This window comes from Streptomyces pallidus (ex Mingjun et al. 2026) (genome assembly GCF_051550185.1).
In the GTDB taxonomy this organism is placed as follows: domain Bacteria; phylum Actinomycetota; class Actinomycetes; order Streptomycetales; family Streptomycetaceae; genus Streptomyces.
Map to the genome: position 1 here is coordinate 1,174,087 of NZ_CP196181.1, position 24,474 is coordinate 1,198,560.

At 73.0% G+C, this 24,474-nt stretch carries 24 protein-coding genes and 4 pseudogenes; 15 read left to right on the plus strand and 13 right to left on the minus strand.

Annotation, left to right across the window (positions count from 1 at the left end):
• Positions 1 to 21: 21 nt before the first annotated feature.
• The 3 genes and pseudogenes from ACSHWO_RS04930 to ACSHWO_RS04940 form a co-directional block, all read left to right on the plus strand.
• Positions 22 to 228 (plus strand): phosphoribosyltransferase family protein, encoded by a 207-nt coding sequence (locus tag ACSHWO_RS04930; protein ID WP_438310186.1) that lies wholly within the window; start codon positions 22 to 24, stop codon positions 226 to 228.
• Positions 229 to 480: 252 nt separating this feature from the next.
• The gene (locus ACSHWO_RS04935; RefSeq protein ID WP_438310187.1) at positions 481 to 726 is read left to right on the plus strand and encodes a hypothetical protein; all 246 of its coding nucleotides are present in this window, start codon (positions 481 to 483) and stop codon (positions 724 to 726) included.
• 330 nt (positions 727 to 1,056) lie between these two features.
• A pseudogene (locus ACSHWO_RS04940) lies at positions 1,057 to 1,631 on the plus strand (DNA polymerase/3'-5' exonuclease PolX); the annotation flags it as partial.
• Positions 1,632 to 1,826: 195 nt separating this feature from the next.
• Here the strand turns inward: ACSHWO_RS04940 and ACSHWO_RS04945 are convergent.
• From ACSHWO_RS04945 to ACSHWO_RS04970, 6 genes and pseudogenes are all read right to left on the minus strand, one after another.
• A complete protein-coding gene (locus tag ACSHWO_RS04945; RefSeq protein ID WP_438310188.1) occupies positions 1,827 to 2,333 on the minus strand; it encodes a CBS domain-containing protein in 507 nt (168 codons plus the stop codon).
• 111 nt (positions 2,334 to 2,444) lie between these two features.
• A complete protein-coding gene (locus tag ACSHWO_RS04950) occupies positions 2,445 to 3,263 on the minus strand; it encodes a CBS domain-containing protein (RefSeq protein WP_438310189.1) in 819 nt (272 codons plus the stop codon).
• Between the two features lie 65 nt (positions 3,264 to 3,328).
• Positions 3,329 to 4,162 (minus strand): sigma 54 modulation/S30EA ribosomal C-terminal domain-containing protein, encoded by an 834-nt coding sequence (locus tag ACSHWO_RS04955; RefSeq protein WP_438310190.1) that lies wholly within the window; start codon positions 4,160 to 4,162, stop codon positions 3,329 to 3,331.
• A 44-nt stretch (positions 4,163 to 4,206) separates the two neighbouring features.
• Positions 4,207 to 5,175 carry a baeRF2 domain-containing protein gene (locus ACSHWO_RS04960; RefSeq protein ID WP_438310191.1) on the minus strand — a complete coding sequence of 323 codons (969 nt, stop codon included), beginning with the start codon at positions 5,173 to 5,175 and terminating at the stop codon, positions 4,207 to 4,209.
• Between the two features lie 392 nt (positions 5,176 to 5,567).
• A pseudogene (locus ACSHWO_RS04965) lies at positions 5,568 to 6,122 on the minus strand (universal stress protein); the annotation flags it as partial.
• A 192-nt stretch (positions 6,123 to 6,314) separates the two neighbouring features.
• A complete protein-coding gene (locus ACSHWO_RS04970) occupies positions 6,315 to 6,728 on the minus strand; it encodes a CBS domain-containing protein (protein ID WP_438310192.1) in 414 nt (137 codons plus the stop codon).
• Between the two features lie 770 nt (positions 6,729 to 7,498).
• Here ACSHWO_RS04970 and ACSHWO_RS04975 point away from each other — a divergent pair.
• On the plus strand, positions 7,499 to 8,443 hold the full coding sequence (locus tag ACSHWO_RS04975; protein WP_438310193.1) for a 1-phosphofructokinase family hexose kinase: 945 nt from the start codon (positions 7,499 to 7,501) through the stop codon (positions 8,441 to 8,443).
• A gap of 29 nt (positions 8,444 to 8,472) precedes the next feature.
• Positions 8,473 to 9,117: a CBS domain-containing protein gene (locus ACSHWO_RS04980; protein WP_438310194.1), complete on the plus strand. Its 645-nt coding sequence runs from the start codon at positions 8,473 to 8,475 to the stop codon at positions 9,115 to 9,117.
• A gap of 135 nt (positions 9,118 to 9,252) precedes the next feature.
• Here ACSHWO_RS04980 and ACSHWO_RS04985 read toward each other — a convergent pair.
• Both ACSHWO_RS04985 and ACSHWO_RS04990 read right to left on the minus strand, forming a co-directional pair.
• Positions 9,253 to 9,681, minus strand: a pseudogene (locus ACSHWO_RS04985) (AAA family ATPase); the annotation flags it as partial.
• Positions 9,682 to 9,902: 221 nt separating this feature from the next.
• Complete coding sequence (locus tag ACSHWO_RS04990; protein ID WP_438310195.1) at positions 9,903 to 10,295, minus strand: Hsp20/alpha crystallin family protein; 393 nt, start codon at positions 10,293 to 10,295, stop codon at positions 9,903 to 9,905.
• 297 nt (positions 10,296 to 10,592) lie between these two features.
• Here ACSHWO_RS04990 and ACSHWO_RS04995 point away from each other — a divergent pair, with 297 nt between their 5' ends.
• From ACSHWO_RS04995 to ACSHWO_RS05010, 4 genes and pseudogenes are all read left to right on the plus strand, one after another.
• Positions 10,593 to 10,772, plus strand: coding sequence for a DUF1918 domain-containing protein (locus ACSHWO_RS04995; protein WP_438318933.1), 180 nt, complete (start codon positions 10,593 to 10,595; stop codon positions 10,770 to 10,772).
• A 403-nt stretch (positions 10,773 to 11,175) separates the two neighbouring features.
• Positions 11,176 to 11,994, plus strand: a complete 819-nt coding sequence (locus tag ACSHWO_RS05000; RefSeq protein WP_438310196.1) for a universal stress protein — start codon at positions 11,176 to 11,178, stop codon at positions 11,992 to 11,994.
• A 125-nt stretch (positions 11,995 to 12,119) separates the two neighbouring features.
• Complete coding sequence (locus ACSHWO_RS05005) at positions 12,120 to 13,481, plus strand: nicotinate phosphoribosyltransferase (protein ID WP_438310197.1); 1,362 nt, start codon at positions 12,120 to 12,122, stop codon at positions 13,479 to 13,481.
• Between the two features lie 32 nt (positions 13,482 to 13,513).
• Positions 13,514 to 13,702, plus strand: a pseudogene (locus ACSHWO_RS05010) (hypothetical protein); the annotation flags it as partial.
• 169 nt (positions 13,703 to 13,871) lie between these two features.
• Here the strand turns inward: ACSHWO_RS05010 and ACSHWO_RS05015 are convergent.
• On the minus strand, positions 13,872 to 14,837 hold the full coding sequence (locus ACSHWO_RS05015; RefSeq protein WP_438310198.1) for a pirin family protein: 966 nt from the start codon (positions 14,835 to 14,837) through the stop codon (positions 13,872 to 13,874).
• Between the two features lie 106 nt (positions 14,838 to 14,943).
• On the opposite strand from ACSHWO_RS05015, the gene ACSHWO_RS05020 reads away from it, so the two are divergent.
• The 6 genes from ACSHWO_RS05020 to ACSHWO_RS05045 all read left to right on the plus strand — a co-directional run bounded on the left by ACSHWO_RS05020 (position 14,944) and on the right by ACSHWO_RS05045 (position 19,378).
• A complete protein-coding gene (locus tag ACSHWO_RS05020; RefSeq protein ID WP_361085943.1) occupies positions 14,944 to 15,294 on the plus strand; it encodes a tetratricopeptide repeat protein in 351 nt (116 codons plus the stop codon).
• 115 nt (positions 15,295 to 15,409) lie between these two features.
• Positions 15,410 to 16,615, plus strand: a complete 1,206-nt coding sequence (locus ACSHWO_RS05025; RefSeq protein ID WP_438318936.1) for a methyltransferase — start codon at positions 15,410 to 15,412, stop codon at positions 16,613 to 16,615.
• A 28-nt stretch (positions 16,616 to 16,643) separates the two neighbouring features.
• Complete coding sequence (locus ACSHWO_RS05030; protein WP_404234658.1) at positions 16,644 to 17,462, plus strand: MerR family transcriptional regulator; 819 nt, start codon at positions 16,644 to 16,646, stop codon at positions 17,460 to 17,462.
• Between the two features lie 235 nt (positions 17,463 to 17,697).
• Entirely contained in the window at positions 17,698 to 18,255 is a 558-nt protein-coding gene (locus ACSHWO_RS05035) for a DUF6230 family protein (RefSeq protein ID WP_385804724.1), read from the plus strand.
• Complete coding sequence (locus ACSHWO_RS05040) at positions 18,246 to 18,731, plus strand: DUF6114 domain-containing protein (RefSeq protein WP_438310199.1); 486 nt, start codon at positions 18,246 to 18,248, stop codon at positions 18,729 to 18,731. Before ACSHWO_RS05035 ends, ACSHWO_RS05040 begins: the two co-directional genes overlap by 10 nt.
• Positions 18,728 to 19,378, plus strand: a complete 651-nt coding sequence (locus tag ACSHWO_RS05045) for a hypothetical protein (RefSeq protein ID WP_438310200.1) — start codon at positions 18,728 to 18,730, stop codon at positions 19,376 to 19,378. Before ACSHWO_RS05040 ends, ACSHWO_RS05045 begins: the two co-directional genes overlap by 4 nt.
• Positions 19,379 to 19,501: 123 nt before the next feature.
• On the opposite strand, the gene ACSHWO_RS05050 is transcribed toward ACSHWO_RS05045, so the two are convergent.
• The 4 genes from ACSHWO_RS05050 to ACSHWO_RS05065 all read right to left on the minus strand — a co-directional run bounded on the left by ACSHWO_RS05050 (position 19,502) and on the right by ACSHWO_RS05065 (position 24,287).
• Positions 19,502 to 20,932, minus strand: coding sequence for a dihydrolipoyl dehydrogenase family protein (locus tag ACSHWO_RS05050; protein ID WP_438310201.1), 1,431 nt, complete (start codon positions 20,930 to 20,932; stop codon positions 19,502 to 19,504).
• Between the two features lie 63 nt (positions 20,933 to 20,995).
• Positions 20,996 to 21,367, minus strand: a complete 372-nt coding sequence (locus tag ACSHWO_RS05055) for a thioredoxin family protein (RefSeq protein ID WP_361085964.1) — start codon at positions 21,365 to 21,367, stop codon at positions 20,996 to 20,998.
• Positions 21,368 to 21,486: 119 nt separating this feature from the next.
• Complete coding sequence (locus tag ACSHWO_RS05060; protein WP_438310202.1) at positions 21,487 to 22,926, minus strand: aldehyde dehydrogenase family protein; 1,440 nt, start codon at positions 22,924 to 22,926, stop codon at positions 21,487 to 21,489.
• Between the two features lie 161 nt (positions 22,927 to 23,087).
• Positions 23,088 to 24,287 (minus strand): thiolase family protein, encoded by a 1,200-nt coding sequence (locus ACSHWO_RS05065; RefSeq protein ID WP_438310203.1) that lies wholly within the window; start codon positions 24,285 to 24,287, stop codon positions 23,088 to 23,090.
• Positions 24,288 to 24,474: the final 187 nt, after the last annotated feature.

A 24,474-nucleotide genomic window follows, 5' to 3' on the forward strand; every position in this document is an offset into this window, starting at 1 on the left:
GGAGGTCGCATCGTGTTCTTCATGAATCGGCGAGACGCGGGCCGACAACCGGCCGGCCGCTTGAAGCAGCTCAGAGGGTCCGACGTCGTGGTGCTGGGGCTGCCGCGCGGAGGGGTTCCGGTCGCGGGGGAGGCCGCCCGTGTGCTGGGCGCACCGCTGGACGTGTGCCTGGTACGGAAGCTGGGCGTGCCGTTCCAGCCGGAGGTGGCCAATGGGAGCGATCGGTGAGGGAGACGTCCGTGTGTTCAACGAGGAGGTGGTCCGCGCAGCGGGCGTCGCCTCGGACGAGCTGGCCGTGGTGGAGGCGCGTGAAAAGGAGGTGCTGGACGGCCGTGCCCGCCGCTACCGGGGCGGGCGGGAACCGGTGAGGCTCGACGGCCGGACGGCGCTGGTGGTCGACGACGGCGTGGCGACGGGGGCGACGGCGCGGGCGGCCTGTCGATCGCCCGGGCCCGGGGCGCCGCGCGGGTCGTTCTGGCAGTGCCCGTGGCGCCGCGGGACTTCGCTTCGCGGCTGGGTTCGGACGCCGACGAGTTCGTGTGCCTGCACGCTCCGTACGACTTCTACGCCGTCGGGCAGTACTACGCAGAGTTCTCCCAGGTCGACGACGATGAGGTGGTCGCCTGCCTGGAGGAGGCCCTCAGGCGTCCGGTCGGCACGCGGCGGCGGAGCGGGGGCCGGCCGGGCCGACGGACCGGGAAGTCGACGTGCGGGCGGGCCCGCTGATGCTGCGAGGCCGGTTGACGGGTCCCGAGGACGTGATCGGGATCGTGGTGTTCGCCCACGGCAGTGGCAGCAGCCGACACAGTCCGCGCAACCAGTACGTCGCGGCGGGCCTGAACCGCGCGGGGCCGGGCACCTTGCTGTTCGACCTGCTCACCGAGGAAGAGGAGACCGACCGGGCCGATGTCTTCGACACGGGTCTGCTCGCCCGGCGGCTCACGGACGCCACCGCCTGGCTGCGCGAACAGCCCGAGGCCCAAGGGCTGGCCCTGGGGTACTTCGGCGCCAGCACGGGCGCAGCCGCCGCCATGCGGGCGGCCGCCGAGCCAGGACGCCCCCGACCTATCCATGCAGCGCATGACCGACGAGAAGGCTCTGGCACAGCGCGAACGCGTACGGTCCCTGGACGGCCGGCACCACTCAACATCGGACCGGACGGGGAGGTGGACTGGCCCGGCGCGTTCCTCCAGGGCTTCGACCTCTGCGTGGCCTCGGTGCACTCCCACTTCGGTCTGGACCGCACGGCGATGACCCGGCGGATCGTGCGAGCCTGCGAAAATCCCCACATCAACGTCATCGGCCACCCCACCAGCCGCCTGATCGGCAAACGGCCCGGGGTCGACGTCGACCTCGACGAGTTGTTCGCCGCCTGCGCACGCACAGGCACCGCCCTGGAGATCAACACCCAGCCCGACCGCCTCGACCTGGGCGACGAGAACATCCTCCGCGCCAGACGCCACGGGGTGAAGTTCGCCGTCGACACCGACGCCCACCCGGTCCCCCAGCTCGCCCACCTCCGCCACGGCGTCGCAACGGCGCAACGCGGATGGCTCACCCCCGACGACGTGATCAGCACCTGGCCACTGCGACGGCTGCGCCGGTTCCTCCGCAAGGACCGGGCCCGCTGAGGCAAGGAGGCGACACCGTCGCATTCGGGAGTCACGCAACGAGGTCACCAAAGCACTTCCAGCCCTCCGGCCCGCGAACCGTGACCAGATCGTGCAGCGTGACGGCCTTCGGTGTCGAGCCGGTGCACGACCTCCGCCAACAGCGCGGTCCGCTCTCATCACACCCCTGCCTCGCTCCCGCGTCGCGTCCGGCGGTCAGGGAAAGGCCGTACCCCGGTCACTGCGCCGTGGCGGCAGCCCGGGCAGCACCGTGGGGGCCTGCGGCGGCGGGTCCGCGGGCTCCTCCCGCACTGGACGGCCGGCGAGGGCCGCGACGATGTCGACCGCGGTCAGCAGCCCGGCAAGCCTCCCGTCCTCAGCCAGCACCGGAAGGGCGTCGGCTTCGGTGCACGCCATGAGGTCGACCGCGTGGCGCACGCTCTGCTCCGCGTGGACGAGCGCCGTCCCGTGGCCTCGGAGGAGTTCGTCCACCCGCAGGGCGGACAGCGAAACGGCAGGCGCCGCGCAGGCGACCGCCACGTCGGCCCGGTCCAGCAAGCCGGCGCAGCGGCCGTCCGGGCGCACGACCGGAAGGTGGCGGGACCCCGACCGCTGGAGCAGTTCCCATGCCACGAGCGCGGTTTCGCCGACCTCGACGGTGACCGGGGCGGGGCGCATCACGGCTGCGACCGTACGCGCCAGGAGTTCCTGCTGCTCTTCCATGACGGCCTCCTCGGTCTCTCGGGCCGGGCCGCACGGACCCCCGCGATCGGACGGCGTCCCCGGGCCCGGCTGGTCGAGCGCCGCGAGGCGGTGCTCCGCCGGCGGGCGGGCTCAGCGGTTCCGTATGGTCAGCTCGTCGATGACATCGGTGACCGGTTCGAGCCCCTTCACTTCGGCGAGCAGCCGTGCTGCTTCGTCACCCGCCACGTCGCCACGCAGGCGGACCACCCCGTCCTCGACTGTGACCTGCACCGAGTCGGCCGCCCCGGGAGACACCTGCCTGATGCGCCCCCGCACGCCCTCCAGGATGGCCGCGTCGTCCCGGAGCAGGGCGTCCAGCAAGGTGTGGCGGTGGACGGTGCCCACGAGCCGCCCGTCCGGCTCCGCGACCGGAACGCGCTTGAGACGGGCCAGAGCCACCAGCCAGGCGGCCTCGGAGGCCGTGGTGTCCGGCTGGACGGTGATGGCGGGACTGGTCATGAGGGTCTCGGCCCTCTCCCCACTGGGCTGGGCCGTCGGCGCGGTCTCCCCCATCCTGCTCGCGGTGCTGGTCCGGTGTGTCCGCGCGGCGACCACTGCGAGCAGATCAGCCTCGGACACCACGCCCATGACCCTGCCGTCGGTGTCGACGACGGGAAGTGACCCCGTGCCGTGCTCCGAGAGCGCCCGGGCGATGCCGGGGAGGGCGGTGTCGGGGGCGACCGATGGCGGGGAGGTGGCCATCAGGTCGCGCACCAGGAAGGGCGCGGGCGGGGCGGGCCGGGGTGCCTGGGCGGCGGGCCGCTGCGTCTTTGCGGCGGACAGGGTCGCCAGCGCGCCGAGATAACGCATGAGGGCGTCCTGCCGCTGCGGTTCGTCGGACCGCCAGGCGTGTCGGGGCGCGACTCGGCGGGCTTCGGCACCCGCTGCGGAATTCTCATGCTGGTTCATGGCGGTGCCTCCAGTCGGGGTCCCTGTCGTCCCGGCCTGGGACGGGCCGCGCGGGCCCGTCCGGCTCAGGTGGCTGTGTGCGAGAGTCCGTGGGCGGTGGGGGCGACGGGGGTGATGAGGCCGTAGTGGCCGTCGTAGCGGTGGTAGAGGACGTTCCCGCGGCCGGTGCCGGCGTCGGCGAAGAACACGAACGGCCAGCCGGTGACGCCCAGGCGCTCCTTCGCCGCCGCCACGGTCATGCGCGGCGCGGCGGCCTGGCTGACGGTCAGCGGCACCGCCACCGGACCGATCAGGTCCGGGCGCGGATGCACCTGCGCCAGCCGGTATCCCTCCGGGTCGGAGCGGTACAGGACGCTGTCCTCGCCCGATCCGGCGTCGGTGAACAGCTGGAAGCCGTAGTCCAGCGTCTCCAGGTCGTCGGCCGCCTCGTCGGGCGATTCGAAGGTGAGGGCGAACGCCTTGTGCCGGACGACCTCCCGTTCCTCGACCGGGCGCGGGAAGTAGCCCGGACGGTGGGTGGGCTCATCGCCGTGCCGCCACGCGTGGGCGGGGCCCGGCGGCGTCCGGCGGTGCCGGGCCTCCTGCTGCTCCGCCATACGCGCCAGCGCGCCTTTGAGCCGCTCGCGCAGGAGATCGGCCGCTTCCGTGGCGTTGGTGCCCGCCACGTGTGCGCGGGCGGGCCTGCCGTTGACGTCCAGATTGGCCTGGGCCATGACGGGGCGCTCCATCGCCGGATTCGCGAACCGGGTCAGCTTCACCCGGGCGAAGAGCACGGGCCCCGGTGCCTGGCCGAACACGGCCCGCACCTTGTCCCGGGCGTAGGCGGTGTCCTCTGCGGACACCCCGCCCCGGGTCTCCACCTGTACGTCCGCGAGGGGTTGTGACGGCGTTCGCTTCATGATGGTCTCCGCTGTGAGAAGGAGTCGGCGATGCGGAGCGGCTGTCACACGCTCCGGCACAGCGCGCCGATGCCGTGGCCGGGAGCGCCGACGGAACCGGGACGCAGGACGCGTACGTCCGCCCCGGACAGCACGGCCGCGCGGACGGCCACATCGGCCAGCGGGCCGCGGATCACGGGGCCGGCGGCGCGGGAGGGCGTGGGGCGATGGTCCGACACGTCGGAGGCGGTCGGGCCGAACCACGCCGTTCGCGGGTCGTCCGGCTCGTCGACGAGCACGAGCGTCTCGACGCGGCCCTCGGAGAGCGCGCCCAGCGTGGAGTGCACGCCCTCGACGGCCCGCCCTCGCGCCGACCGCTCCTCGGCGAACCGTCGCAGCAGCTCCCTCGTCTGCTCCTCCGCCGCGCGATGGGTCTCGGCCTCGATCTGCTCCTGCCGGATCCGGGCGGATCCGTCCGGTGTGCGTCCGCCGCTCACATGGCGCACGGAGACCTGACGCCGGACGCCGTCGGGAAGGTGCTTGGCGAGGAGCTGGAGCGCCCGCACGTCTCCGGCGAGCAGCACCAGACGGGCGGAGACCCGCGACACGGCACGGGTCAGAGCCTCTGCCGCGCGTACGGCGTTGTGCTCCCAGGAGTCCTCCGCCCGCCGTTGGAAGCGCGCCTGGGACATCCCGCCGGGAGCGTTGCGCTCGATCTCGTCGTCGGGGCCGGTCACGGTGCGCCTGACTGGCTCGGTGTCCCCTCTGGGGTACGCCTCCAGGTCGGCACCGGCGCGGTCGACCATGGCGAGGACGCGGGCCGGGTGTTCCTGGCGCCACTCCAGGAGCGGTGCCAGGTGCGGCAGGGGTGCGTGGATGCCGATGTCGGCGTCCCGGCCACCGGAAAGGACCGTGGAGTAGCGGAGCTCGCCGTCGGCCGCGAAGGCCGCGAGCGTCCCGGTACCGGGGAGCGCCTCGTCGACACTCCTTGTCAGTACGGCGATGGTGTCCTCGTCGGCACCGAGGTCCGCCAACCGGCGAGCGAGCGCGCGCCAGCGCAACCTGACATCGTTCTCCCGCTGCGGACTCGGCTCGAGCCGCAGATACACCGAGGTCGTCGGCCCGCGCATCCCGCACAAGCTTCTCAGGATGCCGTCGTTGACCGACGTCGTAGTTCCCATGACGCGCTCCCATCGTCGGCGAGCCCGACGACGCCGGTTCCCCGACGCCGGGGCTCCGTGGGCTGTGATCGTTGTGCGTTTCCGTCGGGGCCGCCGTGCCGCTCGCCGGGAGCCGATTCCTTGAGAAGAAGACTCGGGGCAGGCGGTGCCGCGGCTGTTGGCCATTCCCCTCGACCAGTCTTCCCCTGCAGGGCAGGTCGTCGCTGGGGCCGAACGGTCCACGGCCGGGCCGAACACGCCCACGGTCAGCGCACACCGGGCTTGCGCACCACGGCGACCGGACAACACGCAGGGTGCGGCATGGCCTGACTCACCGGGCCCAACAGCAGGCCGGCGAAGCCCCCGAGCGCCAACGACCAGCACAACTGCGCGGCACCGCTCGCCTCGATCAGGGCGTCACGGGTGGCAGCACGCTCGACACGGAGCTCGACCGAGACGTCCGGATACCTTTCCCGGCAGCCCGCGAGCGCCTCGGCCAGCAGGCGCTCCCCAGCCTGCGCGGGCGCCCCCGGGCCGCTCACGTACGGGTCGGCGGGATCCTGCGGCGGGGACACCGGCGCGTTTCACGTGGTCCAGGCGTGCAGGGCGACGAGTCCGACCCCGCGCAGCGTGGCCTCCGCGAAGGCGAAGTCCACCGCCGCCGCGCCGGCGGGGGAACCGTCTCCCCCCAGCACGATCGGCCCGTTCGGCTGCGCCTGCTCCCGTGTCACGAGCACGGGACATCGGCCGTGTGCCGCGAGGTACACCGCGGTGGAACCCACCACCAGCCCGACGAAACCGCCCATGCCCCGGGACCCGACGTCACCGGGCCAGCCGGTCGCCGGAGCCTCGTGGCGCGGCGGATCGGTGCGGTGGACCGCCCTACCGCCCCTACCCGGCACCGCCTGAGGCTCCCGCGCCGAGGCACGTTCGGGGGCTGGTCCCCGGATCCCTCGTTCCCGCCCGGGGGCCAGCCACCTTTCCTGCTGGCAGTGGTCGCATTCCGCCTGGTGTCAGGCGCAGATGGCCTCGACGAACTCGCCGACCTGCTGTTCGTTCAAGTGCCTGGCGAGGTCAGCCTCGCTGATCATGCCGACGAGCCGGTGATCGCTGATCACAGGGACTCGGCGGATGCGATGCTCCCGCATGGCCTGAAGCACCTCAGCACTGTCGGCATCCGCGTCGACGGTGATCGGCTTGCCCTGGGCCAGGAGCCCGGCCGTCATGTGGCGGGGGTCCTTGTCCTTGGCGAGGCACTTCACCACGATGTCGCGATCGGTGATCATTCCGTGGAGCCGGTCGTCCGGCCCGCAGATCGGCAGGGCTCCGATGCCGAGTTCGTCCATGCGGCGCGCCGCGTCCACGAGGGTCTCCTCCTCGCGTACGCAGACGGCGCCGACGTGCATGATCTCCCGTGCGGTCGTCATGGGTGTTTCCTCCTCGCGCCCCCCGTCATCGACGGTCGCCCGCCTCTTCTGCGTAGGGCCCGCCGTCAGAGGACGGGGGCGCTCACACGGACGGTGTGCACCGGTCGCCGGGGGCGTACCCGGGCTCTCCTCGCCGGGCTGTACATCGTCGAGCCCTAGATGGGCAGTACGTCGCCCGGGATCTCCCGTCTCCCGGACCGAAGACCTGTCCTGGTCTCCTTCAGGTGGGTCGGCCGTTCGTTGCCCGTCACGGTCACCTTCCTGCCTCTGCAGCGCGCTCCACGAAGCAGATCCGCGGCAGCACACGCCAGAGCCCCGACACGAATGGTGATGCACGAGGTAGGGGGCATGACCTCGTGCATCCCAATGTACGAGCCGAGGCAGGATCCGTGAGGGCCGATCGGCCCCCGCAAGAGCCCCGCTCGGCCCCTACCGAGCGCTACCGGGACCTGAACAGGCGTCCAGCCATGAGCCGGCATGCATGTGAGGCCAGGCTGTCTCAGTATGGAAAGCGGGTCGGACGTGTCGCTGTGCACGGAGGTGAGCGCGATGACGCCTCCCGCGCGGCACCCGACTGGCGGGCCGAAGCCGTCCCTGGCGGTAGCCGGGATCAGGATCAACCGCAACGCGGGGGAACGGGCCCCGATCTTCTCGACCACCAGGGCACCGCGATGAGCGCGGCCGCGACGCCGGGCCGCACCACAGCCAGGACGACCGGCGGCGCGGGCGGATCAGGGGGTGTGGCCAGGCCGTCGATCCTCACCTTGACGATGAACCCCACGGTCGATCTCTGCTGGGAGGTCGGGCATCTGGAGGCCGTCGGCAAGAACCGCGCCCGGGTCAGGTCGGTGGCCGCCGGGGGCGGAGGGATCAACGTCGCCCGTCATATCGTGAGGCTCGGAGGACGGGCCACCGCCATCCACACTGCCGGAGGCGAGGTCGGCCTGCGCCTGAACCGGCTGCTGGACGAAGAGGGCATCGACCACATCGCCGTCGACATCGACGAGGACACCCGCGAAGCACTCGTACTGTTCGAGGCTGAATCGCGCCGCAGCTACCACCTCGTGCCACCCGGCCCACAACTGCACGACCATGAGGGGCGACGGTGCCTGGACCTGCTGGAGCAGGCCGTCGACGGTTGCCCGTACGTCGTGGCCAGCGGCAGCATGCCCCGCGGCCTGCGCGACGACTTCTACGCGGCCGTCGCCCGCCGTGTCAGGGAAGCCGGATCCCGGGTCATCCTGGACACCTCCGGGCCGGCGCTTCGGGCAGCGCTCGCGGAGGGCGTGTTCCTGTTCAGGTGCAACCGGACGGAGGCAGAGAGCCTGACCGGCCGGGCCGTGAGGGGCTTCGACGACGCCCGGGCCCTCAATGAGCGCCTGCTCGCCACAGGGGCCGCCGAGATCGCCGTCACTACCCTCGGAGCACTGGGCGCACTGTGCTCGACCGGCCGCGGCCACACCGAGCTCTACGTGCCGCCGCTGCCGGGCGAGCCGCTGAGCGATGCCGGGGCGGGAGACAGCATGGTCGCCGCCCTCACCGCGGAGCTGGCCGCCGGAAGGGATCCCGTCAGCGCCTGCGCGCTGGGGGTGGCCACAGCGGCCGCAGCGATGCTCACCCCCAGCACCGAACCGTTCGACCCGGACGTGGCCCGGTCCCTCCGCTCCCAGGTGCGGACCAGGCTCCAGACCGATGCACGACACCGAGGTCTGTGACCCCGCCCACGCACACAGAGGAAGGTGCCATGACCTCCGCCCCGCGCACCGTCAGCGACGTCATGACGAAGACCGTGGTCACCGTCACCCCCGAGGCGGACTTCAAGGAGATCGTCGCCGCCATGGAGCTGTGGAAGGTGACTGCCGTCCCCGTCATCGAAGGCGAGGGCCACGTCGTCGGCGTGGTCTCCGAGGCCGACCTGCTGCCCAAGGAGGAGTTCCGCGGACACCGCCCCGGCTTGATCGAGCATGTGATCCATCCCAGCGGCACGGCGAAGGCCGGGTCACTGCACGCCGGGGAACTGATGACCCGCCCCGCCGTGACCGTCCGCCCCGACGCCACCCTCTCCCAGACGGCCCGTCTCATGGCCGAGCGTCGTGTCAAGCGCCTTCCTGTCGTCGATGCCGACGGCACGCTCAAGGGCATCGTCAGCCGCTCCGACCTCCTGAAGATCTTCCTGCGCTCCGATGACGACCTCGCAGCCGAAGTCCTCAGGGAGGTCGTCGAGCGGGTCTTCCCGCTCTCGCGACAGGACGTCAAGATCGATGTCACGCACGGCGTCGTCACCCTGACGGGACACGTCCGCGACGCCCACCTCATTCCCTTGGCCACCCGGCTCGCCCAGGCCGTCGAAGGCGTCGTCGACGTGCGGTGCCGCCTGGTGTCCACCTGAGCCGGGGTCGGCCAGCCTGCCGCGCGCGTAGGCTCGCGACCACAGCCCGAGCCGGTCAGGTGTGCAAGCTGCTGTTGCGGCCGTCATGGCCGTCGGCCTGTTCCTCGTCGAACCGCGGGCGGTGTCCAGGTCGTCGGCGTCGATGACGACGCGGTCGGCGCGGACGGCGTTGATGGCGGCCTCGTTGACCAGGTTGGCCAGGTCCGCTCCGGAGAAGCCGGGGGTGGCGCGGGCGGCGGTGCTCCAGTCGACGTCGGGTGCCAGGTTCTTGCCGCGGGCGTGGACGGCGAGGATCGCGGCCCGCTCGGCCTGGTTGGGCAGCGGCACGGTCACGTGCCGGTCGAAGCGGCCGGGGCGCAGCAGGGCCGGGTCGAGGGCCTCGGGCCGGTGGGTCGCGGCGAGTACGACGATGCCGCTGCTCTGGTCGAAGCCGTCTTCACCAGACCCGAATTCACCTTGCCCACGAACTCGCTGTACGGGAACGACGTCCCCTGCGGGGACGACCCGAGCCAGCATGACGAGAAGCACGATCAGCGTGGCAAGGGGAACAGCCACGGCCGCCATCCGGGGGCCGACGGCGCCGGAGGCCTCGGCGGCTCACGCGACGGCCCGCGTGGCCGACCGCGACACGTGACGGCCCGCCAGACGGACCCGTGGGAGCTCCGGAAAGCTCCTCGATCGAAGACGGGCCTCGGCGCGGCACCCAGGGGCGGTGATGCGAGGTGGCGAGGCAGACAGTGCAGCACCGCCGTCCGTCCCGAACACGGCGGAGATGTGTCGGTACGTCAGCCTGCGGTGATCTCGATGTGCCGGGCCTTGCCGGCTTCGGCCTTGGGAACGGTCACCGTCAGCACTCCGTCGGCCATCGTCGCCGTGACGTCCTCCGCCTTGACGTCGGCCGTCAGCAGCACCCGGCACTCGAAGTGCCCCGTGCGCCGGGTACTGCGCCGCAGCACGCCCTCACGCTCGCGCTCCTTGTACTCCCCGGTGATGCGCAGCTCCCGGTCGCTGATCTCGACGTCGATGTCCTCGTTCTTGATTCCGGGGAGCTCGGCCTCGACCACGTAGGCGCTGTCCGTCTCGTGCATGTCTGCAAGGGGGGACCACGTCCCGGCGGGAGCGGCGGACGCGAGCAGCTGGTTCATCCGCTCGAAGAGTTCGTCGAACTCGCTGGCCATCGGTTCGCCCCAGCTCAGCGCGGGAAACGTCCTTTCCAGAAGCCGACCTGGCCTGTGGCGTTCAGGCAGGGTCATAGCGGTTCACCTCCACGGAACGCCAACTTCGGGGGTCAATTCCCATGTTCCGCTTCCGCGGCCCGGACGGCGAGTCGGGCACCGAAACTCCCCGCGCCGACTGGGTGCGGACCGGACGCGCAGCTGCCCGGAGCGTACTCTCGAACTGGTGGGGGATGCCGGTGAGCAGCAGGTGGAGGAAGTGCCCATGCGCGCGCACATCGGAGACTGGAGTCCCTGCACCTGGGCGTGCAGCGACGCCGAGGCCAGATCGTGCGACTCGAGCATCCAAACGGCACACCGCCGCACGTCGTGCGCTGGACGGAGGACGACCGGGAGACGGTCTTCTTCCCCGGACCTGAGGCCCACCCGGAATCCGCGGACAAGCACACCGCTCATGGGCCGGCTTCTCCCGTCGGGTGAGTACGAGCACGGGAAGCTCGTCTCCGTCGCCGACCTCGGGCCCCAAAGTCGCCGACCTCGGGCCCCAAAGAGGCGGCGTCCTGTACCGCTCGGCACAGCGGGGATGCCGGCTGGCGCAGGTGTGTCCACGGCGGACCTCCACGACATCGCTCGACCCCTTCGAAGCACCGCATCGGATCACTGCCCGTCCTCGACGCCGACGACCAGGCCGTGGGCGTGGTGCCCGAGGCCGAGCCTCCGCGCTGCCGACGCCGCACCGGCGCACCGTCCCAGCGCCGTGCGCTCCGTGATCGACGAACCGGCCGTACCGGACGATTGAGAAGGTGGTGGCCCCCGATGGAACACCCACTGACGGTCGGTCTCGACGGCTCCGACCCCGGCTTCCAGGGCACTGGACTGGTCCGTGGACGAAGCCGCGCTGCACAAACGCTCTCTGCGGGTCGTGTACGCCTCCCGGTGGGAACGCAACGAGATCCCGGCGCCCGACCGGGACCGGTCCGCCGGACGGTTGGTCGGCGATGACGTCGTACGCGTCGCCGCCAGGCGCGCCGCGCGGCGCAACCCTGACCTCAGGGTGGATACAGAGGTGCTCGCCGAAGACCCGGTGCACGCGCTGCCTCGGGAGAGCCTCACCTCCTGGGCCCTGGTCACCGGCTCACGGGGCAGGGGCGAGATCGCGGACCTCCTGCTGGGCTCGGTCAGCCTGTCCGTCGCCGCCCGCGCCCGGTGCCCGGTCATCGTCGTCCGCGGCGACGGGCCCGGCCTCGACGGGGCGCACGACGGCGTCCTGCTCGGCGTCGCCCACGGCCGCGCAGGCCTGGCGGCCGCACGGTTCGCCCTGCGCGAGGCCGCCACGCGCGACTGCGACCTCCACGCGGTCCGCGCCTGGCGATGTCCCGCACACGGCACCGTCGACCACCCTTCACTCGCCGACGGCACCTGCGTCTACCACCAGGCACGTGCCGACACCCTCCTCGACGAGGTCCTCACCGGGCCGCTGCGGGAGCACCTGCCGGTCCGGCCACGCAGAGCTCCGGCGGAGGGGCCCGCGCACAAGATCCTCCTCGAACGCACCGCGGCGGCCGACCTCGTGGTCGTCGGCGCACACCGCCATGAGCACACTCGGGGCCTGCAACTCGGCCGCGGCGCCCACACCCTGCTCCACCACGCGCTCTGCCCCTTCGCGGTCGTACCGAAGGTCGAGGGGAACACCCGAGCGTGACGCCCCCCGCCGAACCGGCCGGTGAACCGCGCAGCAGCTCAGGGAGCCGCGCGGCGAAGTGGACGCGCATGACCGCTCACGAAGCGGAAGCTGCGTGCCGAACGGCCCGACGCAGAGGAGGAAGCATGTCCGGAGTGACGACCACGGACCTCTACGAGGTGACCATGGCCCTGTCGTACCTCCGCGAGGGGATGCGAGGGCCGGCCACGTTCAGTCTGTTCGTCCGGGATCTGCCCGAGAGCCGTGGGTTCCTGGTGGCGGCCGGGCTGGAGCCCGCGCTCGACTTCCTCTCCGGTTTCACGGTCACCCGGGCCGACGTGCGGGACTTCGCGGAGGCACTGCACCGGCGGCCGGATGAGCTCCGGCCCCTCCTCGGCCTGCGGTTCGACGGGGAGGTGCGGGCCGTGCCGGAGGGACGGCTCGTCCTCGCCGGGGAGCCACTGCTGGAGGTGACCGCGCCGTTGCCGCAGGCGCAGCTGGTGGAGACGTACCTGCTCACCCTGGTCTGCCACCAGACCGCTGTCGCGTCCAAGGCCGCCCGGTGTGTCCTGGCCGCCGCCGGACACCCCGTGATCGACTTCTCGCTGCGCCGCAGCCACGGACCCGACGCAGGAAAGGCGTCGGCGCGGCTCAGCGCGATGGTGGGGTTCGCCGGGACGAGCAACGTGGCCGCCGCCGTGCAGTACGGCGTTCCCGCATCCGGCACGATGGCGCACTCGTACGTCGAGTCCTTCCCCACCGAACGCGACGCGTTCCGGGCCTTCGTCCGGGCCCACCCCGGTCCAGTCACCCTCCTCGTCGACACCTACGACACCGAGCACGGGGTCAAGGCCGCCGCGCAGGTCTTCCATGAACTGGACGACCCGGCCGACTGTGCGGTCAGGCTCGACAGCGGGGATCTCGACGCCCTCGCCCGGCTCACCCGCACCCTGCTCGACGCCGAGGGGCTGCCTGGCGTGCGGATCATCGCGAGCGGAGGCCTTGATGAGTACGCGGTCGACGATCTCGTGCGAGCCGGGGCGCCGATCGACGTCTACGCGGTCGGTACAAAGATGGGCGTGTCCGCCGACGCCCCGTACCTCGACGCGGCGTACAAGCTCGTCGCGTACGACGGCCGCCCGGTCATGAAGCTCTCCTCCGCCAAAGCGACCGCACCCGCCCCCAAACAGGTCTTCCGCCAGCCAGGCCTCCAGGACGTCGTCGGCCTGCGCGACGAGGACGTCCCCGAAGGGACGGAGCGGCTGCTGCGGACCGTGATGCGCAACGGACGCCGGGTCGGCCCGCACCCCTCCCTGGCATCGGCACGGACCCGCTTCGAGACAGATCTCGCACAGGCGCCGGAGGCGGCACGCCGAATCGACAAACCCCGCGCACCGGTGGCCGCCATCTCGCCCCGACTGGCCGCCCTGACAGACGAGGTGAGACGACGCCTCACCCTCTCGACCGGAAGTGATCTGCCACCCGACACCACAGCTTCCCCGAGCTGATACGCCAACCGCAGTCAGCCGCCGCGAGACGCATCCTTGAAGGGAATCATCAACACGCTGAACTTGACGGGGAACCGCCCTGCCAGGCCTGGAGCATGGCCGGCAAGCGCCTGGGCTTGATCGACCAGCCGCTCGTGCACCAGGCCGTGGCGGACCTGGCCGTCGGCCGGGACACCCGCGAACAGCTCCATGGGGTCTGCCGGGACCAGCGTTCGCTCGTCGTCCTTCGATCTTGACCACGGCCGCCAGGGCGAGAATGCCTCGGCGGGATAGGCAAGGACGTTGTCAGTTGTACACAAGATCCGCCACACACGCTTCATCCACGAATCGCCCCCCGGAGGGCCGGGAGCAGCTACCACACCCGACCCTCGCCCCAGGCAAACAAGCAGGTCAACGCATCCTTCCTCTGGGTTTCAGGTGCGTCGGCGGGAGCTCGGGAGCACGAAGCGGAGGGCCGTCGTAGCCCTTGACCTCGCCGTAGCGGGTGCCGTTCGTCCAGTCCTCGCGGAACTGGGCGATCTCCTCGTGGGAGCGACCGATCCAGTTCCAGAACATCACGATCTCCTCCTCGAACGGCTCGCCGCCCAGGAGCATCAGGCCCGCGTCCGAGGCTGCGCGCAGCGGGAGTTCGGTGCGGCCGCAGCCGAGGTAGAGCATGGAGCCCGGGAGGACCGGGACGCCGTCGACGTGGGCCTCGCCGGACATGGACAGGACCGCGTACTCGAAGTCCGGATCCAGGGGGAGCCGGGCCTCGGTGCCCGCCGCCAGGGCGATGTCCGCACCGACGATCGGGGTGTACGCCGTGCCGGGCGAGGTGGCCGTGTCGAGGGTGCCCAGGATCACGGTGGCGCTCAGGCCCGGGGCGGTCACGTGCGGCAGCTCGGCGTGGTGCTGGAAGTGCGGCTCGACGTCGCGGTGGGCGTCGGGGAGGGCCACCCACAGCTGGGCGCCGTGCAGGTACCGGCCGTGCGTGCGGGGGCTCTCCTCGGAGTGGCTGATCCCGCGGCCCGAGGTCATCAGGCCCAGTTCGCGCGGCCGGATGGTCTGCAGGCTGCCCACGCTGTCGCGGTGGAGCACCTCCCCGTCGTGGAGCCAGCTCACCGTCTGGAGGCCGGAGTGGGGATGGGGCGCAACCTGCATGCCGGGTTCGCCCGCGATGTCGTCCGGGCCGTAGTGGTCGACGAAGCACCAGGCGCCCACCATGCGGCGCCCCAGGTTCGGCAGGAGTCGGCGGACCTCGGTGGATTCCCCGAGCTTGACCGTGCGCGGGCTGAGGAGCTCGCGCACGGGTTCGGCCACGACGAAGCCGCGGCCGCCGCAGGCGGAGAGAGCGGGCTGGCGATCAAGATTGCTCATGCGGACCAACTTAGTACCGCCGCGGGCGCCGTGTTCCGTGGAATGCCAGGCTCCCCTCCCGTGTTGGAGGGGGCGGACGCAGCACCCGAGCAGCGGAAGGAACCCGATGGACGCGCCGACGACGTACTACGAGCAGGGGACGGCAGCCGAGCGCTGGGCGCGCGCCCGGCTCTTCTTCGACGCGAAGGAGTACGCCACGGCCGCGAAGGTGCTGGACGCGCTGGCCGCCGAGGTCCCCGAGCAGCTCGCCCCCCGGCTGCTGCTGGCCCGCGCCTACTACCACTCCGCGCAGCTCTCGCGCGCCGAGCAGGAGCTCCGCGCGATCCTGGAGCGCTGGCCGGTGGAGGACTACGCGCAGCTGCTGCTCGGCCGCACCCTGGAGCGTCGGGGCCGCGCCGCGGAGGCGGCGCCGTACCTGCGGCTGGCCGCGGCGATGGCCGGCGACTTCCCCGAGTAGCGGCCAGGTCTGCCGCTTCTCCCCGCACGCGCGCACGCCGTCCCGCCCCCTCCCGCCGCGCGTACGTGCGGGGGCGGGGGGCCGGCTCGGTTAGCCTGGGGGCACGATGAACCGTCTGACCACGCCTTTCGGCTCCCACGAGCTCACCCGCTTCCCCGCCGACCCGCGCGACCGCCTCCGGGCCTGGGACGCCGCCGACGAGTACCTGCTGCGCCACCTGGACGCCGGGACGGGCAAGCGCGGCCCCGTGGACCTGGCCGGCGCCGGGCAGGTCACCGTGCTCGGGGACCGCTGGGGGGCGCTGGTGACGGCGCTGGCCGCGTACCGGCCGACCCAGATCACCGATTCCGCCCTGACCCGGGCCGCCACCGAGGCCAACCTGGCGCGCGCCGGGGTGGCCGCGGGCACGGTCACGCTGCTGACCACGCAGGACGCGCCGCCGCAGCGGATCGACGTGCTGCTGGTGCGGGTGCCCAAGAGCCTGGCCCTGCTGGAGGACCAGCTGCTGCGGCTGGCCCCGCACGTCCATGCGGGCACGGTCGTGGTCGGCACCGGCATGGTCAAGGAGATCCACACCTCCACGCTGAACCTCTTCGAGCGGATCCTCGGCCCGACCAGGACCTCCCTCGCCGAGAAGAAGGCCCGGCTGATCTTCTGCACCCCGGATCCCGCGGTCACGGCGGCAGCGACCGCCGCCGCGCCGGCCGGGGGCGGCTGGCCGCTCACGTACACGCTGGACCGGGACGCCGGCTCGGGGGCCGGGCTGACCGCGGTCAACCACGCGGGGATCTTCTGCGCGGACCGCCTCGACGTCGGCACCCGGTTCTTCCTGCAGAGCATCCCGACCAACACGGACGGCGCCCGCGTCGTCGACCTGGGCTGCGGCAACGGCATCGTCGGCACGGCGGTCGCGGTCGCCGACCCGGACGCGGAGGTCGTCTTCGCGGACGAGTCCTACCAGGCGGTGGCCTCCGCCCGGGCCACGTACGAGGCGAACGTCCGGCGCGGCTCCCGCGACCGGGCCGAGTTCCTCGTCGGCGACGGGCTGTCGATGCTGCCGGCCGGATCGGTGGACCTCGTCCTGTGCAACCCGCCGTTCCACTCCCACCAGGCCACGACGGACGCGACGGCGCTGCGCATGTTCGCCCAGTCGCGGCGGGCGCTGCGGCCGGGGGGCGAGCTGTGGATCGTCGCCAACCGCCACCTCGGCTACCACACGCACCTGCGCCGCCTCTTCGGCAACAGTGAAGTCGCCGCGAGCGAGCCGCGGTTCGTGGTCCTGCGGGCCGTGAAGCGGGAGAAGCGTCCGCGCCCCATGTGACCAGCCGGTACGTCCTACACTCGGCCGCGTGAGCAGCCTGGTGCGGGACGACGTGGACGGCGTGGACGACGTGGACGACGAGAGCGGCCAGGAGGGCCGGGAGGGCGGCGGCACCGCTGCGGTTCCGGGCCGCTACCGCCGGGAGGAGCTGGCGCTGGCGGCCGGCGTCAAGGTGCGCAACCTGCGCTACTACCAGGAGCGCGGGCTGCTGCCGCCGCCGCGCCGGGAGGGCCGGATCGCCTGGTACTCCGAGGACCACCTGACCCGGCTGCGCCTGATCAGCGATCTGCTCGGGCGGGGCTACACGGTCAACGGCATCGGTGAGCTGCTGCACGCGTGGGAGGCGGGCGGGGGCCTGTCCCAACTGCTGGGCCTGGAGCGGGCGATGACCCGGGACTGGGTGCAGGAGGACCCGGTCACCATGACCCTGGCGGAGCTGGCCGAGCTGTTCGGGCCGGCGGCGACGGCCGAGGACACCCGGCGGGCGGCCCGGCTGGGGTACGTGCGCATCGACGGGGACCGGGTCACGCACCGGAGCCGGCGGCTGCTGGAGGCGACGCTCACGCTGGTGCGGCAGGGCGTGCCGCTTACGGAGATCCTCGACGCGGGGGACCTCGTCCAGACACAGGCGGCGGCGCTCGCCGACCGGTTCGTCGGACTGTTCCGGCGGCATGTGATCGGCCCGGACGGGCTGGAGCACCTTTCGGCCACGCAACTGGATCACATCAGCAGCGCGGCGGCGGCGCTGCGTCCGGTCGCCGGCGAGGTCGTGGCCACGGAGTTCGCCCGCGCGATGGCCCGGAGGATGGAGGACGAGGTCGCCGAACTCCTGGGCACGGAGCGGTAGGCGGGACGGGACCGACGGGTAGGACTCGGCCGAAACGGTACGCCCGAGCAACCTTGCCAACCCCCATTGGCACTCTTACATTCAACTCGTCGGTAACAACGGTGCACAGCCGATATAAGGGACGATCCCCATGACCGATTCCCCGCACTTACCCGATGTATCCGGCCCTCCCGGCAGAGCTGCCTCGGCCCGCGACGAGGGTGCCGGCCGGGTCCGTTGGCGTCGCTTCGCGGTCCTGACCCTCCCCGCCGTGGCCGTGACCGCCGGCCTCGGCATCGCCCTCGCGCAGGGCGCGCTCGCCGCCTCCTTCGCCGTCTCCGGCCAGCAGTTCAAGGTCGCGGCGTCGAGCCTCGACGGCGAGGGCTTCGCCCAGTACGGCAGCGTCGACGTCAACGCCCGCCAGGAGCTCATCCCGGTGGCGGTCACCGCCATCAAGGAGGCCCGCCTGCACAACCTGTGCCAGTCGGTGGTGACCTCGCTCCCCCTGGTCGGCGACATCTCGCTCAACCTCACCGCCGGCAAGAACGCACCGGTCGAGGCGAGCAACCTCTTCGTCGACGCCACCCAGCTCTCCGGCAACGCCGTCTTCACCAACATCGAGATCGGCCGCGACGCCTCCACCCTCGACAAGGGCCCGGCGGAGGCCGTGGGCATGCAGGACCTGTTCGCGCAGCAGGCGGACACCGTCAGCATCACCGATCTCCAGCAGACCGCGTGGGCGACCAACGCGGGCACGTTCAAGCTCTCCGGGCTGAGCATGGGCATCAGCAAGGGCAAGAAGGAATGCTTCTGAGCCGCTGGCGGCGGTGGCGGCGCACCAGGCCGTTCTGGGGCGGGCTCTTCGCCGTCCTCGCCGGAGCCGAGATATGCGTCCTGCCGCTGGCACCGCTGAAGGTCATGCTCCAGCAGGGCGTGGCGGGCATCCCGTCGGTCCTCATGGGGATCGTCATGATCGTGCTCGGTCTCACCGCCTGGTTCGCCCCCGCCCAGCGCGGCCTCGCCGGGATCCTCACCACGCTCATCGCGACCGCCGCGCTGGTGCTGTCCAACCTCGGCGGGTTCCTGATCGGCACCCTGCTCGGCATCCTCGGCGGCGGCCTGATGTTCGCCTGGCAGCCGTACGCCGCCCCGCGCCCCGCGCCAGCGCAGGAGACAGCGCCCGCGCAGGGCACGCCCGCGGAGGGCTCCCCCACACCCCCGCAGGCACCCGCACCCGCCCCCGCTCCCCCCTCCGCCCCGCACCACGATCCCCAAGGAGCACAGCCATGAGCCGAAAGCGCACCGCGCTCGCCCTCGGGATGGCAGCCGCCGGAGTGCTGTCGGTGGCCTCGGCCACCGCCACCGCCGTGCCCCGGCCGGTCGCCGGGTCGACGACCGTCACCCCGGCCGGCCACTCCTTCCAGGCCGCCCTCGGCGGGAAGGCCACCCTCAAGGCCGGCGCGGTCACGGTGACCTGCACGGTCTCGGTCACCACCGGCGCCGTCCCGGCGGCCCCCGGCAACCAGAACCCCGCCGGGCCGGTGTCGTCCCCGATCACCCCGCCGACGTACAGCTCGTGCACCGCCAGCCTGCCGGGCGTGACCCCGACGGTCACGACCAGCGGCGCCTGGTCGGTGTCGATGCAGTACGGCTCCCCCGTCACCGCCACCATGACGGTCCCGGCCGGCGGGCTCGTCGTGCAGACGAGCGGCCTGGCCAACTGCACGGTCACCGCCGCGCCCTCCGGCCCGGCCAACGTCTCCGGGACCTGGGCCAACGGCGCCCCGCCGAGCCTGACCTTCACGAACGCCACCGTGCCGGTGACGGTCACCGGCGGCTTCGGCTGCCCGACCAGCGCGACGACGTCCACCTTCAACGCCGTCTACAAGATCACCGACACCACCGACCCGGCCCAGCAGATCACCGTCGGCCCCTGACCCCCGGCCGGCCCGCGTACGGGCGGGCCCGCCCGCCCCGGACCTCCCGGGGGCGGGCGGGCCTTGCCTGCCGAGCGTACGGGCCCTAAGGGCCGCGCCCGTACGGGCCCGAAGGCGGCGGCGCTAACCCCGGTAGGCCTCCAGGAGCCTCAGCCACACCTCGCTGATCGTCGGGAACGACGGAACCGCATGCCACAGCCGGTCGACCGGCACCTCCCCGGCGACCGCGATCGTGGCAGCGTGCACCAGTTCGGCCGCGCCCGGGCCGACGAAGGTGGCGCCCAGCAGCACCTCCCGGTCCAGGTCGACGACCATCCGGGCACGCCCTCGATAGCCGTCGGCGTACAGCCCGGCCCCCGACACCTTCCCCATCTCGTAGTCCACGGCGCGGACCCGGTGGCCGGCCCGTTCGGCCTCGGCCAGGGTGCGGCCCACCGCCGCCGCCTCCGGGTCGGTGAACACCGCCTGCGGCAGGGCCCGCCGGTCGGCGGTCGCCGCGTGCGCACCCCAGGGGCCGTCGTCCAGCTCGGGGGTGCCGGCCGCGCGGGCGGCGATGGCCGCGCCCACGATCCGGCCCTGGTACTTGCCCTGGTGGGTGAGGAGGACGCGGTGGTTGACGTCGCCGACCGCCCACAGCCAGTCGTGCCCCGGCACCCGGCAGCTCTCGTCCACGTCGATCCAGTCGCCCGGCGTCAGCCCGACGGTCTCCAGCCCCAGGTCGTCGGTCCGCGGCGCGCGGCCGGTCGCCATCAGCAGCTCGTCGCCCTCCACGATCTCGCCGCCCTCCAGCACCACCCGGACCGGTCCGGCCGGCCCGTCGCGCACGACCGCTTCGGCCGAGACGCCCGTACGGACCTCGGCCCCGGCCTCGCGCAGCGCGTCCGCGACCATTTCCCCGGCGAAGGGCTCCATCCGCGGCAGCAGCCCGGAACCGCGCGCCAGCACGGTGACCCGGGAGCCGAGCGCCTGCCAGGCCGTCGCCATCTCGGCGGCCACCACCGAGCCGCCGACGATCACCAGCCGGCCCGGCACCTCCCGGGCGGAGGTGGCCTCGCGGCTGGTCCACGGCCGGGCCCCGGCGATCCCGGGCAGCGGCGGGATGACGGCGCGGCTGCCGGTGGCGACCACCACGGCGTGCCGGGCGGAGAGGACGTGGTGCTCGCCCTCGGCGCCTTCGACGACGACCTTGCGGGTCCCGGCGAGGCGGCCGTGGCCCCGGTAGGTGTGGGCGCCGATCGAGTCCAGCCAGTCGACCTGGCCGTCGTCCTTCCAGTTCCCGGTCCAGTAGTCGCGGTGGGCGAATACGGCTCGCGTGTCGAGGCCGCCCGTGACGGCACCCGCCAGCCCGGGCACCCGGCGGGCGTCCGCCCTGGCCAGCGCGGGGCGCAGCAGCGCCTTGCTGGGGACGCAGGCCCAGTACGAGCACTCGCCGCCGATGAGCTCGGCCTCCACGAGGGCGGTGCTGAGCCCGGCGGCGCAGGTCCGGTCCACGACGTTCTCGCCGGCCGGCCCGCCGCCGAGGACCACGACGTCGTACTCCACCTCGTCCGCCATGCGCGCCTTCCCGGGATGTCGGGGCCGGTGATCGGGGAGGTCCCCCGGCCGGTCCCCGTCACACTAGCCCCGGTCCTGCTCCGCGGCGGCGATCTTCGCGCGGACTTCGTCCATGTCGAGGGCGCGGGCCTGCCCGATGAGGTCCGTCAGGGCCGGCTCCGGCAGCGCGCCGGGCTGGGCGAAGACGGCCACCTGGTCCCGGACGATCATCAGTGTCGGAATCGAGGTGATCGCGAAGGCCGCGGCCAGCTCCTGCTGGGCCTCGGTGTCCACCTTCGCGAACACCAGGTCGGGGTTGGCCTCGGAGGCCTTCTCGTACACCGGGGCGAACTGCAGGCAGGGCCTGCACCAGCCCGCCCAGAAGTCGATCAGCACGAACGGGTTCTCGCTGACCGTTCGGTCGAAGTTCTCTTTGGTGAGCTCGACGGTAGCCACGTTTCCAGACCTCCTGATTGGCTCGTACGGTCCTTGAACGAACGACCCGCCCCGCGCATTCCGGCCAGGGGCCGAAGGGGGGAAGGGGCGCCGACGGACGGAACGCACCGGCTGGTGCACTAGAACGGGTGCCCGGCCGGTGCGGACCGCAGCGTGCTCCAGCGCAGCTCGGTGAACGCGTCGAGGTTCGCCTCGCCGCCGAAGCGGACCCCGGTGCCGGAGGCGGCGACCCCGCCGAAGGGGGCCACTGCCTCGTCGTTCACCGTCTGGTCGTTGACGTGCGCGATCCCGGTCGGGATCCGCGCGGCGAGCTCCAGTCCGCGCGCCGCGTCGCGGGTGACGATGCCGAGGGAGAGGCCGTACGGGCCGGCGGAGGCCAGTTCCACCGCCTCGTCCTCCGTCGCGAAGGACCGGACGGGTGCCACGGGCCCGAAGGCCTCCTCCGCGTACGCGGGCGTGTCGTCGCCGACGCCGGCCAGTACGGTCGGCCGGTAGAACAGGTCCTCGTGGGTGCCGCCGGCCACGAGCTTCGCGCCCTGCTCGACGCTGGCCCCGACCAGCGCGTGGACCCGGTCGAGCTGGGTGCGGTCGATCAGCGGCCCCAGGTGCACCTGCTCCCGGTACGGGTCCCCCACCGCCAGCGACTCGGCGCGGGCGGCGAGCCGCTCGACGTACTCGTCGTACAGGGAGGCGTGGACGAGGTGCCGGCCGGTGGTCATGCATATCTGGCCCTGGTGGAAGAAGGACCCCCAGGAGGCCTGGGCGACGGCGGCCTCGACGTCCGCGTCGCGCAGGACGAGCAGGGCGGAGTTGCCGCCCAACTCCAGGTGCAGTCGCTTGAGGTGACGGCCGCCCAGTTCGCCGACGGCCCGGCCGGAGGCCGTGGACCCGGTGAACGACACCACCCGCACCAGGGGGTCGACGACCACCGCGGCCCCGGTGTCGGCGCCGCCGGGCAGCACCTGCAGCAGCCCGGCGGGCAGGCCGGCCGCGGCGAACACGGCGGCGAGCGCGAGGCCCCCGCACACGGCGGTCCGGTGGTCCGGCTTGAGGAGCACGGCGTTGCCGAGGGCCAGCGCCGGGGCGACGGAGCGGATCGACAGGATCAGCGGGGCGTTGAACGGGGCGATCACCCCGACCACGCCGGCCGGGACCCGGCGGGTGAAGGAGAGCCGGGGCGCCTCGCTGGGCAGCACCTGCCCGGCGGGCCGGGAGGCCAGGGCCGCGGCCTCGTAGCACTCCTGGGCGGCGACGTGCAGCTCGAAGTCCGCCTTGCCGGCTATGGAGCCCGACTCGCGGACCAGCCAGTCGCGCAGCTCCGCGGCATGGGCGGTGAACAGGTCGCCGGCCCGGCGCAGGACGGCGGCCCGCTCGGGGTGCGGGGCCGGGCCCCAGTCCTGCTGCGCCGCCCGGGCCCGCGCGGCGGCCTCCGCGACGTCGGCGGGTGCGGCCAGGTCGACGGTGGCGAGGGTGCGGCCGGTGGCGGGCTCGACGACCGGCGCGGTGCCGCCGGTGAGGGTCGGTCCGTCCTGCCAGAGCGTCGGTTCGAGGAGCGGCATGGCGCGGTGCCTCCGGAGGGGTCGGCGGAGCGGCTGGCGGCGGGGGCGGCGGCAGAGCAGCCCGCGCCATCGTGCCAGACCGCCAGGCACCACATCTGTTCAGTTTCGGGCAGTTCAGGGCCCGCGTTGACCGGAAACGATCGCCGCGGGCCCGTCGTCACTCAGCGCTCCAGGACCAGCGCGATGCCCTGTCCGACCCCGATGCACAGCGCCGCGATGCCCTTGCCGGAGCCCGCCGCGGCCAGCTGGTGCGCCACCGAGCCGGCGAGCCGGGCGCCCGAGGCGCCGAGCGGGTGCCCGATCGCGATGGCCCCGCCGCGCGGGTTGACGACTGCCTGATCCAGCTCCGGCCAGGCGGCGAGGCAGCCCAGCGCCTGCGCCGCGAAGGCCTCGTTCAACTCCATGACGGAGAGGTCGGCCAGGCCGGTGCCCGCCTTGGCGAGGGCCCGCTGCACGGCCTCGACGGGGCCCAGCCCGAACAGCTGCGGCTCGATCCCGGTCACCGCGGAGGCGCTGATGCGGGCGAGCGGCTCCCGGCCGGTGGCCGCCAGGCCCGCCTCGTCGGTCAGGAGCAGCGCCGCGGCGCCGTCGTTGAGCGGGGAGGCGTTCGCGGCCGTGACGGTACCGCTGCCGTCGGTCCGGAAGACCGGCTTCAGGCGGGCCAGCGCCTCCGGGGTGGAACCCTCGCGGATGCACTCGTCGCGGACGAGGTCGACGCCGGGGAAGGGCACGACCTCGTCGTCGTACAGTCCGGCAGACCAGGCATCGGCCGCCTTGCGGTGGCTGTCCAGCGCGAACAGGTCCTGCGCCTCGCGGGTGATGCCGTACTTCTCCGCGACGAGTTCGGCGCCCTCGCCGAGGGAGACGGTCCACTCCTCGGGCATCCGCGGGTTGGTCATCCGCCAGCCGAGCGCGGTCGACCACATCTGCTGGTGAGTGGAGGGGAAGGGGCGCTCCGGCTTCTGCACCACCCAGGGCGCGCGGGTCATCGACTCCACGCCGCCGGCGATGGCGACGGACGAGTCGCCCAGGGCGATGGACCGGGCGGCCTGGATCACCGCTTCGAGGCCCGATCCGCACAGCCGGTTGACGGTGACGCCGGGCACGGTCACGGGCAGTCCCGCGAGGAGCACCGCCATGCGGGCCACGTCCCGGTTGTCCTCACCGGCCCCGTTGGCGTCGCCGAAGACGACGTCGTCGATCCGGGCCGGGTCGAGGGAGGGCGTACGGTCCACCAGCGCGCGCACCACGTGCGCGGCGAGGTCGTCCGGGCGGACCCCGGCGAGGGCGCCGCCGAACTTGCCGATCGGGGTGCGGACGGCGTCGACGACGTACACGTCGCGGACGGTGCGGATGCTCATCGCGTCTCTCCTGGGCGGATCCGTGCGGGCGGCGGCGGGACGGTGCCGCCGTCGGCACCGGGCACGACGCCGGGCGCGCCCGGTGGGGCGCGCCCGCAGTCTCCGTCCGCCGGTCACCGCCTGTCAACGGCGGCAGGGGGTCGGGTGGCACGGCGTGCCGGGGCCGGGTCGGCCGGACCCGCGGGGC